Below are 13,874 nucleotides of genomic sequence, written 5' to 3'. Positions count from 1 at the left end.
TCCGGGCGACGGGTCCTCAGACCTGCTGGGACAGGAAGGTCGAGTAGCTGCCGTCGATGTCGTCGGCGGACCCCTCGTCGCCGACCACGATGAAGAGGACGCCGAACATCACGGCGAGGATGATGGCGACGCCACCGCAGATGATCCCGGCCAGCGCCTGGCCCCCGTTGGTCGCCTGGCCCCGGCGGGCCCTGCCACGGGCGATCAGGCCGAACACCACGGCGAGGATGCCCAGGATGATCGCCAGCGGCCAGAGGCAGAAGAAGACAGCGGAGACGATGCCGACCACGAGCGAGGCCGTACCCATGCCGTTCATCGGCTGGGGCGCCATGGGGGCCCAGCCGTAGCCGGGAGCGCCGCCGTACATCGGGGGCGCGGGCTGCGCGGGCCCGGCAACGGCGTATCCGGCCTGCTGCGGATAGCCGTAGCCCTCCTGGGACGGGTAGGCCGGGTAGGCGGGGTAGCCGTATGGGGCCGGTCCGGGGCCGTCGGGTGCTATGGGCGGCGGGGGGACCGGCTCGCCGGGTGCGGCGGGCCGGGCGTAGGAGGAGTGCGGAGCGGGGGGCGCGAAGGGGTTGTCCTGCGGGGTCCCGGCCGCCGGAGCTCCGGGCGCGGCGAACGGGTTCGCCCAGGGCTGGGAGGCCTGAGGTGCGGGCGGGCCCGAGTGGGCGCCCGGCGGGGGCGTGGTGGCCGCCGGCGTCGAGGTGACCGTGGGGTGGTCGTGGACGGTGGCGGGTGGCGGGGTGGTGTCGCCGTTGTTCCAGAACACCGTGCTGCCGGGTCCCTCAGGGGCGGAACCCGAGCGAGGGGTGTCCTCCGCCGGGGGCGCCCAGGGATCGAACTCGGGTTCGGAACCTGCCGTGGTTCCCCCGGCGGCGGACCCGGCCGGAGGCTTGTCCAGCGGGACCCGCGCAGGTGTGCCGTTCGCGGGGCTTTCGCTGACGGATTCACCGGTCGCCGCGCCCTCGGAACTCGCCCCTTCCACAGGGAGGTTCTCCGGTGGGTGCGGCGGCTGCGCGGCGTCGGACATGCGTGGGGTCCCCTCGTTCGTGCGTTCCGTCATGCTACGGGCCGCGATCACAGGGCGACGGGGCACCTCCGGCCTCCCCGCCCGGCCCCGCCCGACGGAATCCACGGGCGTCTCCCCACGGGCCCGGCCTACGATGATCCCCGAGTCATCGATCAGCCGATCACCCGCGTCCCGCCGACCGTCGCACGATCCGGGGCGCCGTTCCCGGGGAGGAACCCTTGAGCGACCACCACCAGTCTGCCGCAGCCGCTGCCCCCGACCCGCACGCCTTCATCGCCGGGCTGCCCAAGGCCGAACTGCACGTCCACCACGTGGGCTCCGCCTCCCCCCGGATCGTCTCGCAGCTGGCCGCCCGCCACCCCGACTCCCAGGTGCCCACCGATCCCGAGGCCCTGGCGGACTTCTTCACGTTCACGGACTTCGCCCACTTCATCAAGGTGTACCTGTCCGTCGTGGACCTCATCCGCACGCCCGAGGACGTCCGGCTGCTGACGTACGAGATCGCCCGGGACATGGCCCGGCAGCAGATCCGGTACGCCGAGCTGACCGTCACCCCGTTCTCCTCCACCCGCCGCGGCATCGACGCGCGCGCCTTCATGGACGCGATCGAGGACGCCCGGAAGTCGGCCGAGGCCGAGTTCGGGACCGTACTGCGCTGGTGCTTCGACATCCCGGGCGAGGCCGGGCTCGAATCGGCCGAGGAGACGGTGCGGCTCGCCACCGACGACCGGCTGCGCCCGGAGGGGCTGGTCTCGTTCGGGCTCGGCGGGCCCGAGATCGGCGTACCCAGGCCGCAGTTCAAGCCGTACTTCGACCGGGCGATCGCCGCCGGCCTGCGGTCGGTGCCGCACGCGGGCGAGACCACCGGCCCGGAGACGGTCTGGGACGCGCTGAACCACCTGCGCGCAGAACGCATCGGGCACGGTACGAGTTCCGCGCAGGACCCCGAACTGCTCGCCCATCTCGCCGAGCAGCGCATCGCCCTGGAGGTCTGCCCGACCTCCAACATCGCCACGCGCGCGGTCCGTACGCTCGACGAGCACCCCCTCAAGGAGTTCGTGCGGGCCGGCGTCCTCGTCACGATCAACTCCGACGACCCGCCGATGTTCGGCACCGACCTCAACAGCGAGTACGCGGTCGCCGCCCGGCTGCTCGACCTCGACGAGTGGGGTATCGCCGACCTCGCCAAGAACGCCGTCGAGGCCTCTTTCCTCGACCCGGCGGGCAAGGCTGCGCTGGCCGCCGAGATCGACACGTACACCTCGGCATGGCTCGCCCCCTGAGGCACGTCACCACCCCCCGCCCCAGCACAATGGGCCCATGCAGAACGTGACCGCCGTGGCTCATCGCGGCGACCCCTACCGCTTCCGCGAGAACACGACCGACTCGCTGCGTTCCGCGCTCGACCAGGGCGCGGACGCGGTCGAGATCGACGTACGGCTGACCCGGGACGGCGTGCCCGTGCTGTTGCACGACGCGACGCTGAAGCGGCTGTGGGAGCGGGACCGGCCGCTGGCCGTGCTGTCGGCGGCCGAGGTGCGCGGGCTGACGGAGGGCGGGGTGCCGACGCTCGCGGAGGCGCTGGCCGTGACCGAGGGCAGCCGGGTGATGATCGATCTGCCGGGCTCGCCCGACGCGCGGGCGGTACGGCGGGTGACGGACATGGTCCGGGAGTGCGCGGCGGAGGACCGCGTGTACTACTGCGCGGACGCCCCGGCGATGCTCGCGGTGCGCGCGGCGGACCCGTCCGCCGAGATCGCCCTGACCTGGAAGAGCGTCGCACCGCCGCGTCCCGCCCTGCTCGCGGCGGTACGTCCGCGCTGGCTCAACTACCGCTTCACCCTGGTCGACCGGAGACTCACCGCGCGGGTGCACCGGGACGGTCATCTGCTGTCGGTGTGGACTCCGGACACCCGCCGTTCCATGCGGCGGCTGCTGGACGCCGGCGTCGACTCGATCACCACCAACCGGATCGACGCGCTGTGCGCGCTGCGGAAGGGATGAGGGTGCCCGGGCCTTCGGGGACGGCGTCCTACACGCGGGACTCCTGAGGCACGGTCGCCGGGTCGGCCGGGGTGGCCCGGGTGGCGTACTGCGGGACGGGGGTGTCGTCCTTGCCGGTGTCGCGGACCAGGCCGTAGCGCGTCGCGCCCTCGGGGGGTCCGCTGGTCACGTCGTCCTCCACCTTGTCCCAGGCCGTCGGGAAGACGTTCAGGCCGTAGTCGGCGCCCCGTTCGTTCACGGTGAGGGTGACGCTGCCGTCGACGTAGAAGTACTCGTTCTGCCACATCTGCTGGGTACCGGCCGGCGGGACGGCGTAGCCGGTGGTCGAGTTGCCCATGCCGGTGGCGGAACTGTCGGTGTCGCTGACCCGGTCGTCCATACGGCGGCCACCGCCGGAGGCCACGTGGAAGAGCCGACCCTTCAAACCGGTCCAGGCCGGCATGACCAGGCTGCCGGACCGGTACTGCGGCGATATCTGCCAGCGGACGAGGACATAGCCCTGACCGGTGAGCGTCACGCTGTCCCCGCGATGGTTCATGGTGGCGTGCGCGCCGCCGGTGCTGGTGAGTCCGGCCTCGGGCCGCCGCGGGAGGGCGGCGGGCCGCGCGTTCGGGTCGGGTGCCGTGTCGACGGCGTCGACGACCGTGCCGTACAGGTCCGGCTTCGGCCGCGTCGCCGACGGACTGGGAGACGCCGGGACAGAAGGGGAGGCGGAAGAGGAGGGGGAAGGGGATGCCGACGGGGACCGGGGCGGGGAGGTGGTCGGCGCCTGGGGCTGAGGGCGGGCGGTGGGGGCCGCGACGGCCGGCGGCGGGTCCTTTGCGGGGTACGTCATGACGTACGCGCCGCCCGCGACGATCGTCGCCCCGGCGCTCAGGGCGACGGCCGGCTTGGTCAGGGCGCCGAGCACCTTGCCCGACCAGCCGACGGAAGCGGAGCCGGTGGCGGCGACGGCCGTCTTGCCGCCGAAGGCCAGCGACAGGGTGAAGCCGACGGGCAGCGGGACGAGCGCGATGCCGACGAGGAGCCGTTCCGCCGGTACGACGACCGCCTCGCCCGGGCTCGCGCAGTCGGCGCACCCCCTGATGTGCCTGGCCAGCCGCTTGCGCCACACGGAGTCCGGGTCGCCGTCCCAGCGGACGGTCAGTTCCCGCAGTTCGAGACAGGCACCGTCGAGCGCCCGTACGATTCCGCGCGAGGCCTCCAGGCGCTCCTTCATCCGCTGGACGCGGACGGCGGCGTGCTGCCGGCTGATGCCGACGGCAGCCGCCAGCTCACGCCGGGTGAGTTCGCCCGCGACCTCCAGCCACCACAGGGACAGCAGCTGCCGGTCCTCGTCGTCGAGCCAGCGCACAGCCTCCGCGACCTCACGTCGCTGCCCCTCCAACTGGAGCCTCAGTACGGTGAGTTCGGCGAAGTCGGCCGCTCCGTCGGCGGTCTCGTCACGCAGGGAGTCGGTCGTACGGCGGCGCGCGCGGTCCCGGATCTGCCGCATCGCGATCGCGACGAGCCACGACCGGAAGCTGTCCGGGTCGCGCAGTGAGCCGAGGTTGTCGACGGCCCGGAGCATGGTCTCCTGCACGACGTCGTCGACGTCCGCGTGACCGTTCAGGGCCCGGCCGACGATGTTGTAGACCAGCGGCAACCAGCCCGCGACCAGTTCGTCCAGCGCCCGCCGGTCACCGGCCTGCGCCGCAGCGATGGTGGAACTCCACTGGCGCCCGTCCACAAAAGCCCTTTCTCGTACGTGTGTGCACCTTACGTCGCCCTGTTGCACACCGGTCCCCCGCCAGGTCGCCCCGAGGAGACGGATCGAGGGCGTCCGCGATAACAGTTTTTGGCCCCGCGCGGGCCGCCCGGGGCACGGGCCCTAGGTGCGATCCCCGACAAGATCCGGACGCGGTACGCCAGTTGGCCTCGGGCCAGGACCAGGGTCGGCGTCATCCTCGGCGACGATCCCCGTCACCGCGAAAGGATCAAGGATGTGAGCATCGACACCAGCCGCCACCAGCAGGAGCAGCCGATGCGCATGCGCACGCACCACCCCGCCCGCACCACAGCACTCGCGACCGTCCTCACGCTCAGCCTGGCCCTGCCGGCCTGCGCCCTTGCCACCCCCGCGTCGGCCGCCTCCGTCTCCACCCCGGCGAGCGCACGGGGCTCGGCACCGGACGCCGAGGCGCTGCGTGCCGCACTCGCCGGGTTACCGGACGCGGACGCGACGGCGGCTCTCGTCCGGGTCGGGGGCACCGGCGGTGTCTGGCGCGGCAGCGCGGGGGTGCACGACCTGGTGAGCGGGCGGGCGGCGGACCCGGACGCCCGTTTCCGGGTGGGATCGACGACAAAGGTGGTCACGGCGGCGGTCGTGCTCCAACTCGCGGCGGAGGGCGAGCTGGACCTCGGCCGGCCGGCCCGGCACTACCTTCCGGACCTGATCCCCGGCGCGTACGGACACGTGACCGTGCGCCAACTCCTGAACCACACAAGCGGCATCCCGGCCGCCGACGGCACCGGTACGAACTTCGAGGAGTGGTACGCACACCGCTTCGACCTCCACTCGCCCCGCGAGACGGTCGTCTCGGCCACCGCCAAGAAGCCCGAGTTCGCGCCGGGCACCGAGCAGCACTACCTCAACATCAACTACACCGTGCTCGGGCTGCTGGTCGAGCGGGTCACCGGCCACTCTTACGAGCGGGAGACGGCCCGCCGGATCCTCGCCCCACTGGGCATGCGCAACACCTACTTCCCCGGCGCCGACCCGGACATCCGGGGGCCGCACAACCACGGCTACCAGGCGGTGGCGCGCGCGGACGGCACAACGGAGTACCGCGATGTCACGGTGTGGGGAACCACGGACGGCTGGGCGGCGGGCAACATGATCTCCACGACGGCGGATCTGGAGCGGTTCCTGACCGCCCTGTTCCGCGGGCGGGTCGTACCGCGGCCGCAGCTGAAGGAGATGCTCACCCTCCCGGCCGGGGTGCCCGGTGCCACGATGAGCGCGGGTCTCCAGCGGTATGTCACCCCCGACGGCACGGAGTTGTGGTTGAAGTCGGGCGGCCGGTGGGGCTACAACACGGTCATCGCCGCCACCCGCGATCTGTCCCGCACCCTCGTCTACAGCGTCAACTCGACCGACGCGAAGGGCCAGGGCATGAATCCCGTCGCGGCGCGCATCGTGCAGGCGGCCTTCACACCGTGACATGGGCCTCGGGGACCACTGCTCCTCGACTCTACTCAGCTCCTCGGCCACTCGGCTGCTCCTCGACGGTGACGAGGGCTTCGGCCGGGGCGCAGTCGGGTGCGGTGGCGATGAGGTGAATCTTGCCGGGGCCGGTCGGGCGCAGGACGACGAGAGCGCGGCCTTCGTAGGTGCGGCGTTCGGTGGCGTCGAAGCGTTCCTCGGTGGCGGGGTCGGCGCTGCCGAAGCCGAGGAGGACTCCGGGGCCGGAGACCTCGACGGTGACCGGCCGGTCGGCCGCGGTGTGGAGGGTGCCGTCCGGATCCGTCAGGGCCAGGGTGACGTACGCGAGGTCGCCGCCGTTCGCCGTCACGGACGGCCGGTCGGGCTCGGCGCGCAGCCGGACCGGGCCGGTCGCGGTACGCAGGGTGTGGCGGCCGGTTTCGGTGCCGGCGCGATGGGTGACCGCGAGGAGTTCGCCGGGTTCGTACGTGGTGTCGAACTCGGTGCGGAATCGGTGGTCCGGGCCCAACGGCCGACGCCCGAGGGAGCGTCCGTCGAGGAGGAGTTCGACCTCGTCGGCGTCGCCGTAGACCTCGATGGTGACCGGTCGGCCCTCGAAGCCGGGCCAGGTCCAGGAGTCGATGCTGTCGCTCCAGGCCCAGGGTGTGCCGGCGTATGTCCTGCCGTGGTATTCGGGGCGTCGGACCGCGATGTAGGGCTCGGTGCGCAGACCGAAGACGATCTCGCGGTAGTAGGAGGCGGGGCGTCGGTGTCCGGTGATGTCGAGGTCGCCGCAGCCCGCGACCAGGTAGGGGTAGGGCGCGGTGTGGGCGGGGCGGGGTCCGCCGGGGGTGAGGTACTGGGGGCGGCCGATGCCGGCCTCGCCGAGGTAGTCCCAGCCGGTCCAGGTGAAGTCACCGATGACATGGCCGTGTTGCTCGACCAGGCGCCAGTTGCCGTCGATGCGGGTGGGGAAGGTCTCGGTGCCGAGGATGATCCGGTGGGGGAACAGGTCCTTGTCCAGGGCGTAGCGGGCCTCGGCGTAGTTCATGCCGGCGACGTCGAGCACGGCGAAGGACTCGGCCGTCTTCTCCGTGACGAGGCCGGAGGCGCTGATCGCGTTCATCATGTCCCCCGCGTCGGCCATGAGGGTGTTGATGCCCTTCTCCTCGCCCTCGCCCGTGCCGACCGCCTTCTCCTGCGACTGCCCGCGCAGCTTGCCCAGTTCGGACATGACGGCGAGCATGCCGTTGACCGCGTTGGTGACGTAGCGCGTGTCGTCCGACGCGCGGACCTTCTCGGCGAGTCTGCGTCCCCAGGCGGCTCCGAGGGGCGAGCCGGTCTCGGGGATCTCGTTGCCGATGGAGTACATGATGACGCTGGGGTGGTTGAAGTCCTTGGCGACCATCGCCTCGATGTCGCGTTCCCACCACTCGGGGAAGTTCAGGCTGTAGTCGAACTCGCTCTTGCCGGACGTCCAGACGTCGAAGGCCTCGTCCACCACCAGCACGCCGAGGCGGTCGCAGGCGTCCAGCATCGCCTTGCTCATGGGGTTGTGGGACATGCGGATCGCGTTGAACCCGGCGTCCTTGAGGAGTTGGACGCGTCGTTCCTCGGCACGGGCGAAGGTGGCGGCGCCCAGCACTCCGTTGTCGTGGTGGACACAGGCGCCGCGCAGCTTGACCGTCCCGCCGTTGATCCGCAGCCCGTGTTCGGGGTCGAGGCGCAGAGAACGGATGCCGAAGGTGACGGCCTCGGCGTCCACTTCGGCGTCGGCGTCCTTGAGGGCGACGGTGGTGGTGTAGAGGGCGGGCGTGTCCGGGCTCCACAGCAACGGGCCCCGGACGTAAAGGCGTTGGCGTACGGTCGCGGGCTCACCGGGCAGCACCGTGATCTTCGAGAGGTCGGTCGCGACGACGCTTCCGTCGGCGTCGCGGACCTCGGTGACGACATCGACCGTACGGATCGCGATCGAGTCGTTCTCGACCCGCGTCGCGACCTCCACCACCGCCCGCTCCCCGTCGATGTCCGGGGTCGTGACCCGGACCCCGTAGGGCGCGATCCGGACCACCTCGCCGATCAGCAGCCAGGTGTCGCGGTAGATGCCCGCGCCGGTGTACCAGCGCGAGTCGCGGTGGGCGCGGGCTTCGACGCGGATCTCGTTGTCCTCGCCGAACCGCAGGAAACGGTCGGCGTCGATGAGGAACTGCGAGTAGCCGTAAGGGCGTTGCCCGGCGTAGTCGCCGTTGATGAACACCACGGCATCGCGGTGGACGCCCTCGAACTCGACGAGGATCCGCTTGCCCCGGTGCTCCTCGGGGACGGCGAAGGTCTTGCGGTACTCGTATGTGCCACCCGGGAAGTAGGCACCGGCACCGCCCTCCATCGTGACCTCGCCGCCGGGAGCCGTACGCTCCCGCTCGATCATCGCGTCGTGCGGCAGCGCCACCGGCCGGAAGGGAACCTTCGTGCCGGACAGTTCGGCGAAGGGGTTGACCTTGGGGCGGGTCTGCCAGCCGTCGTTGAAGGACGTGCGGATCATACGGTTTCCTCTTCGCCGGGAGCCTGCGCTGTGGTTCCGGTCAGGCGTGCGCCCAGCCAGGCGCGGCCTCGTTCCAGCAGTTCCCGGGAGATGCGCGTGTCCGGGGCCCAGGTCTCGAAACCGTGGGGCGCGCCGGGGACGAGGTCGAAGGCGCAGTCCACGCCCGCCTCGCGCAGGCGTTCGGCGTAGGTGCGGCACTCTTCGGTGAACAGGTCGATGTCGCCCACGCTGATCCAGGCCGGTGGCAGTCCGCGCAGGTCGGTGCGCCGGGCCGCGACCGCGTAGTCGGGGGTGTCCGGGCCGCCGGGCTCGGCTCCGAGGTAGGCGCCCCAGCCGAACCGGTTCGCCGCGTTGTTCCACACCCGGTGCTGTACCTGGTCCAGTTCGCGGCGCGCGGCGGTGCGGTCGTCGGCCATCGGGGCGAACAGCCACTGCGCGACGGGCTGGGTACCGCCGGCGTCATGCAGCCGCTGCACCAGGCAGGCGGCCAGCCCCGCACCGGCGCTGCCGCCCCCGACAGCGACGCGTTCGCGGTCGATCCCCATCGATTCCGCCGACTTCCCCAACCACTCCCAGGCGGCGAAGGTGTCGTCGAGGGCGGCCGGGAAGGGGTGCTCGGGGGCCAGGCGGTAGTTCGTCGACACGACGACGATGCCGAGGGCGCGGGCTGTCGCGGAGCAGAAGACCTCGTCCTGCAGGGCGTCGCCGATGACGTATCCACCGCCGTGCACCCACAGCAGTGCCGCCCCCGAACGATCTCCGGCCGGGGTGTACACGCGTATGCCCTGGCCCTCATCGACGATGTCGAGGGTGACGCCCTTCGCCGGATCACCGGGACTGTGCCGACGGGCCAGGGCGCGCACACCGCGCAACACCCACTTCGGGCGGAGGGGCAGCCGTGGTATCCGCGTGACGCTGCGGCGCAGTTCCGGGGCGACCGAGTCGAGCTTCATGGACACTCTTCCATTTGGTAAATCGTATTACCATGAGTTCGCGGTAGCCTAACCACCGAGCCCCAGGCGGCACAAGACCCGAGGAGCGAGCAGGTGAGCGAGTCCACGCGACAGTCCCCGCGCGTGACGGCCAAGGACGTCGCCCGGGTGAGCGGCGTCTCGCAGACGACGGTGAGTTTCGTCCTCAACGGCACCGCCGGGCACGTGTCGCAGGAGACACGGGAACGGGTGCGGGAGGCCGCCCGCACACTCGGTTACGTCCCCAACGGTTCGGCGCAGGCGTTGCGCAAGGGCGCGTCCCGCATCGTCCTGCTCAACGTCGAGGGGATCCCCACCGGCAGCGGTCTCGGCAGCTACATCCGCGGCCTCGACGCCGAACTCGCGTCGCACCAGCACGTACTCCTGGTGCTGCACGGCCATCTGTCCTCGCAGGCGCTCTCCGACGTGGCCCAGACCGTCTCCGCCCGGGCCGTGATCGACCTGGGCGACGCCGGCCACGCGGACGCGATCGTCACTGGTACCGAAACCTCCCTCACCGCGTTCTCGGCACAGGCGGACGTCCCGGTGCGGTACCTCGTCGAGCGGGGCCACCGGCACATCGCGACCGTTCTGCCGGACACCGCCGAGCTGCGGGCCCTCGCCGGTCTGCGCGAGCGGCTCATGCGGCAGGCCGCCGACACCGCGGGCCTGGCCGACTGCCCGACGCTCGTCCTCCCCGGCGACCCCGAGGCCGCCGGGGAACAGCTGCGGGCCTTCCGCGCCGGACATCCCGAGGTGACCGCCCTCGCCGCCTACAACGACGACACCGCACTGGTGACGCTCGCCGCGATGCGGAACCTCGGACTCCGGGCACCGGAAGACCTCGCCGTCATCGGCTTCGACGACACCCCGCACGGCGCGCTGTTCTCCCCGGCGCTGACCACCGTACGGCTGGACGCGGAAGCCCTGGGCCGCATCGCCGCACGCGACGCGCTGGGGCTGTCGACAGCCGGTTTCGCCCCTGAACCGGCACGGGTGATCGTCCGACAGTCCGGCTAGCCGGCCCCGAACCGCCCGTGCCCTGACCGTGGTTCCGGGCACCGGCTGTCCCTCGCTCACCGACTCCCGTGCGGCGCACCAGAGTTCCTGCCACCGCCTCGGCCGCGCCCGCCTCCCTCACGTCGCTCTCGACGCCCGGGTCACCGGCTCCGTCCCGATCGCCGGGGCCCGGACCATGTCCGGCCGCGCAGGATCTCCCGTACAGCTCCTCGTCGTCCGTTCCTGGGGACGAGGGCGGCTACAACCCCACGATCGCGTTCCACCGCCTGGCGAACCCCAGCCGCTCCTTCCCGGTGATGTCCCGGGCGATCGCCAACCGTCCGCGCATGGCCGCGTCGGGGAAGATCAGCGGGTCCTCGGCGAGAGCCGCGGTCTCCTCGTCCTTGGCGGACGCCAGGACGTCCTGCGCGGCCGGCACCGGGCAGACGTAGTTGACCCACGCGGCCAGTTCGGCGGCGACCTCGGGCTGGTAGTAGTAGTCGACCAGCGCTTCCGCGTTCGCCTTGTGCCGGGCCAGGTTCGGGATCATCAGCGACTCCGCCCACAGTTCGGCGCCCTCCTCGGGGACGACGAAGCGGATGTCCGGGTCGTCAGCCTGGAGCTGGATCACGTCGCCCGAGTACGCCTGGCAGGCGAGTACGTCGCCACTGGCGAGGTCCTTGATGTAGTCGTTGCCGGTGAAGCGGCGGATGTGCCCGCTGCGCACCCGCGCGGCGACCTGCTCGCAGATCCGCTCGAAGTCGTCCGCGGTCCACTTGGTGATGTCGACCCCGTTGCCCTGCATGAGCAGCGCGAACGCCTCGTCCAGCCCGGAGAGCAGGGTGACGCGCCCCTTGAGGTCGTCCGCCCACAGGTCGGAGACGTGCCGGAGCTCCCGGCCGACCCTGCGGCGGTTGTACGCGATACCGGTGATCCCCGACTGCCACGGCACCGTGAACCGGCGCCCGGGGTCGAAGGCTGGTGAACGGAGCTGCGGGTCGAGGTACTTGGCGACGTTCGGCTGCCGGGCGCGGTCCATCTCCTGGACCCAGCCCAGCCGGACGAACCGCGCGCACATCCAGTCACTGATGACGACGAGATCGCGACCGGTGCTCTGGTGGTTCATCAGCGCGGGGCTGATCTTCCCGAAGAACTCGTCGTTGTCGTTGATCTCCTCGACGTAGTCGACGGCGATGCCCGTGCGCTTCTCGAACTCCTCCAGCGTGGGCCGCCGCGTCGTGTCCTCGTCGTCGGTGTCGATGTAGAGAGGCCAGTTCGCCCAGGTCAGCCGCTTGTCCCGGGCGGACAGATCGACTCCGGCCCGCTCCCCCGGGGCCACATGGGCGGCGGGCACTCCGCATCCGGCAAGCATCGCACCCCCACCGACCGCGCCCAGGGTGCGCAGGAGGGACCGACGGTCGGGGGCCGCGGAGGCGCGTGACACTGGCATCCGGGCAGCATGCCCGCCGTACGTACGACCGGGCAATCGACGCCGTGTCGAGCGGTGCGGCGGCGGCGCGACACCCTGTCGACGGCGGACGAGCCGACCGACCCGCCACAACCGCGCGGCCCCGGACGGAGAACTCCCGCCCGGGGCCGCGCCTTTGGCACCGGCAGTCCTCAGCCGCCGAGCGACGTCATCACATGCTTGATCCGCGTGTAGTCGTCGAACCCGTACCCCGAGAGGTCCTTGCCGTAGCCGGACTTCTTGAAGCCGCCGTGGGGCATCTCCGCGACCAGCGGGATGTGGGCGTTGATCCACACACAGCCGAAGTCCAGGACCTTCGACATCCGCATCGCGCGCGAGTGGTCCTTGGTCCACACGGACGACGCGAGGGCGTAGTCCACGCCGTTGGCCCACTCCACGGCCTGCGCCTCGTCCGAGAAGGACTGGACGGTGATGACCGGGCCGAAGACCTCGTTCTGGATGATCTCGTCGTCCTGCTTCAGACCGGACACGACGGTCGCGGCGTAGAAGTAGCCCTTCTCGCCGACCCGGTGGCCACCCGCCTCGACCTTGGCGTGGGCGGGCAGCCGCTCGATGAAGCCGGAGACCTGCTTCAGCTGGTTCGGGTTGTTGAGCGGCCCGTACAGCACGTCCTCGTCGTCCGGCTGCCCGGTCTTCGTCTCGGCGGCGGCCTTGGCGAGCGCCGCGACGAACTCGTCGTGGATGGACTCCTGGACGAGGACGCGGGTGGCCGCCGTACAGTCCTGGCCCGCGTTGAAGAAGCCCGCGACCGAGATGTCCTCCACGGCCTTGGCGATGTCGGTGTCCTCGAACACGACGACCGGCGCCTTGCCGCCCAGCTCCAGGTGGACCCGCTTGAGGTCCTTCGACGCCGACTCGGCGACCTGCATACCGGCCCGCACCGAACCGGTGATCGACGCCATCGCCGGAGTCGGGTGCTCGACCATGGCGCGGCCGGTGTCACGGTCCCCGGTGATGACGTTGAAGACGCCCGTGGGCAGGATCGAGCCGATGATCTCCGCCATGAGAACCGTGGACGCGGGTGTCGTGTCCGACGGCTTGAGCACCACGGTGTTGCCGGCCGCGAGGGCCGGGGCGAACTTCCACACGGCCATCATCATCGGGTAGTTCCAGGGCGCCACCTGCGCGCAGACCCCGATCGGCTCGCGCCGGACGATCGACGTCATCCCGTCCATGTACTCGCCGGCGCTGCGCCCCTCCAGCATCCGGGCGGCGCCCGCGAAGAAGCGGATCTGGTCCACCATCGGCGGGATCTCCTCGGACCGGGTGAGCCCGATCGGCTTGCCGGTGTTCTCCACCTCGGCCGCGATGAGCTCCTCGGCGCGCTCCTCGAACGCGTCCGCGATCTTCAGGAGATACCTCTGCCGCTCGGCCGGCGTCCTGTCGCGCCAGGCGGGGAACGCGGCGGCGGCAGCCGCCATGGCGGCGTCGACGTCCGGCTGCCCGGACAGCGGCGCGGTCGCGTACGCCTCGCCCGTGACGGGGTTGACCACCTCGGTGGTCCGCCCGTCGGCGGCGTCCCGGAACTCACCATCGATGTAGTTGCGCAGACGACGCAGCTCGGTGCTCACTGCCGGCCCTCCAGATTCGGATGTCGATCGACTCGGGTGTCCATTGACTGAGACACCCACCCTATTCCGCAGCCCGACGTTTTC

General features: G+C 71.4%; 10 protein-coding genes. 4 read left to right on the top strand and 6 right to left on the bottom strand.

Annotated features, from left to right (window positions below; genetic code table 11):
- Positions 1–16 precede the first annotated feature (16 nt).
- On the bottom strand, positions 17–1,030 hold the full coding sequence (locus OHN74_RS31815; RefSeq protein ID WP_327697999.1) for a DUF4190 domain-containing protein: 1,014 nt from the start codon (positions 1,028–1,030) through the stop codon (positions 17–19).
- 218 nt (positions 1,031–1,248) lie between these two features.
- Between OHN74_RS31815 and OHN74_RS31810 the strand changes: the two genes are divergently transcribed.
- A complete protein-coding gene (locus OHN74_RS31810; protein WP_443060480.1) occupies positions 1,249–2,313 on the top strand; it encodes an adenosine deaminase in 1,065 nt (354 codons plus the stop codon).
- A gap of 37 nt (positions 2,314–2,350) precedes the next feature.
- Positions 2,351–3,034: a glycerophosphodiester phosphodiesterase gene (locus OHN74_RS31805; RefSeq protein ID WP_327697998.1), complete on the top strand. Its 684-nt coding sequence runs from the start codon at positions 2,351–2,353 to the stop codon at positions 3,032–3,034.
- Positions 3,035–3,062: 28 nt separating this feature from the next.
- Here the strand turns inward: OHN74_RS31805 and OHN74_RS31800 are convergent, their stop codons facing one another.
- Positions 3,063–4,763, bottom strand: a complete 1,701-nt coding sequence (locus OHN74_RS31800) for an RNA polymerase sigma factor (RefSeq protein WP_327697997.1) — start codon at positions 4,761–4,763, stop codon at positions 3,063–3,065.
- Between the two features lie 294 nt (positions 4,764–5,057).
- On the opposite strand from OHN74_RS31800, the gene OHN74_RS31795 reads away from it, so the two are divergent.
- Positions 5,058–6,236, top strand: coding sequence for a serine hydrolase domain-containing protein (locus OHN74_RS31795; protein WP_327700350.1), 1,179 nt, complete (start codon positions 5,058–5,060; stop codon positions 6,234–6,236).
- A gap of 31 nt (positions 6,237–6,267) precedes the next feature.
- Here OHN74_RS31795 and OHN74_RS31790 read toward each other — a convergent pair whose 3' ends face one another.
- Both OHN74_RS31790 and OHN74_RS31785 read right to left on the bottom strand, forming a co-directional pair.
- The gene (locus OHN74_RS31790) at positions 6,268–8,760 is read right to left on the bottom strand and encodes a glycoside hydrolase family 2 TIM barrel-domain containing protein (RefSeq protein WP_327697996.1); all 2,493 of its coding nucleotides are present in this window, start codon (positions 8,758–8,760) and stop codon (positions 6,268–6,270) included.
- The gene (locus OHN74_RS31785; RefSeq protein ID WP_327697995.1) at positions 8,757–9,713 is read right to left on the bottom strand and encodes an alpha/beta hydrolase; all 957 of its coding nucleotides are present in this window, start codon (positions 9,711–9,713) and stop codon (positions 8,757–8,759) included. The genes OHN74_RS31790 and OHN74_RS31785 overlap by 4 nt, the downstream gene beginning before the upstream one ends.
- A gap of 93 nt (positions 9,714–9,806) precedes the next feature.
- Between OHN74_RS31785 and OHN74_RS31780 the strand changes: the two genes are divergently transcribed.
- On the top strand, positions 9,807–10,751 hold the full coding sequence (locus OHN74_RS31780; RefSeq protein WP_327697994.1) for a LacI family DNA-binding transcriptional regulator: 945 nt from the start codon (positions 9,807–9,809) through the stop codon (positions 10,749–10,751).
- Between the two features lie 238 nt (positions 10,752–10,989).
- Here OHN74_RS31780 and OHN74_RS31775 read toward each other — a convergent pair whose 3' ends face one another.
- Both OHN74_RS31775 and OHN74_RS31770 read right to left on the bottom strand, forming a co-directional pair.
- Positions 10,990–12,180 carry a polyamine ABC transporter substrate-binding protein gene (locus OHN74_RS31775; RefSeq protein WP_327697993.1) on the bottom strand — a complete coding sequence of 397 codons (1,191 nt, stop codon included), beginning with the start codon at positions 12,178–12,180 and terminating at the stop codon, positions 10,990–10,992.
- Positions 12,181–12,350: 170 nt separating this feature from the next.
- Entirely contained in the window at positions 12,351–13,790 is a 1,440-nt protein-coding gene (locus tag OHN74_RS31770; RefSeq protein WP_327697992.1) for a gamma-aminobutyraldehyde dehydrogenase, read from the bottom strand.
- Positions 13,791–13,874: the final 84 nt, after the last annotated feature.

The sequence above is a fragment of the Streptomyces sp. NBC_00459 genome (assembly GCF_036013955.1).
In the GTDB taxonomy this organism is placed as follows: domain Bacteria; phylum Actinomycetota; class Actinomycetes; order Streptomycetales; family Streptomycetaceae; genus Streptomyces.
The sequence above is the reverse complement of the archived record's forward strand: the minus strand, read 5'-3'. Positions and strand labels throughout refer to the sequence as shown.

Excerpts from the sequence above, each read along its gene's own strand:
- OHN74_RS31795 (WP_327700350.1), top strand. The coding sequence starts at position 5,058 with ATGCGCATGCGCACGCACCACCCCGCCCGCACCACAGCACTCGCGACC.
- OHN74_RS31805 (WP_327697998.1), top strand. The coding sequence starts at position 2,351 with ATGCAGAACGTGACCGCCGTGGCTCATCGCGGCGACCCCTACCGCTTC.
- OHN74_RS31775 (WP_327697993.1), bottom strand. The coding sequence starts at position 12,180 with ATGCCAGTGTCACGCGCCTCCGCGGCCCCCGACCGTCGGTCCCTCCTG.
- OHN74_RS31790 (WP_327697996.1), bottom strand. The coding sequence starts at position 8,760 with ATGATCCGCACGTCCTTCAACGACGGCTGGCAGACCCGCCCCAAGGTC.
- OHN74_RS31785 (WP_327697995.1), bottom strand. The coding sequence starts at position 9,713 with ATGAAGCTCGACTCGGTCGCCCCGGAACTGCGCCGCAGCGTCACGCGG.
- OHN74_RS31815 (WP_327697999.1), bottom strand. The coding sequence starts at position 1,030 with ATGTCCGACGCCGCGCAGCCGCCGCACCCACCGGAGAACCTCCCTGTG.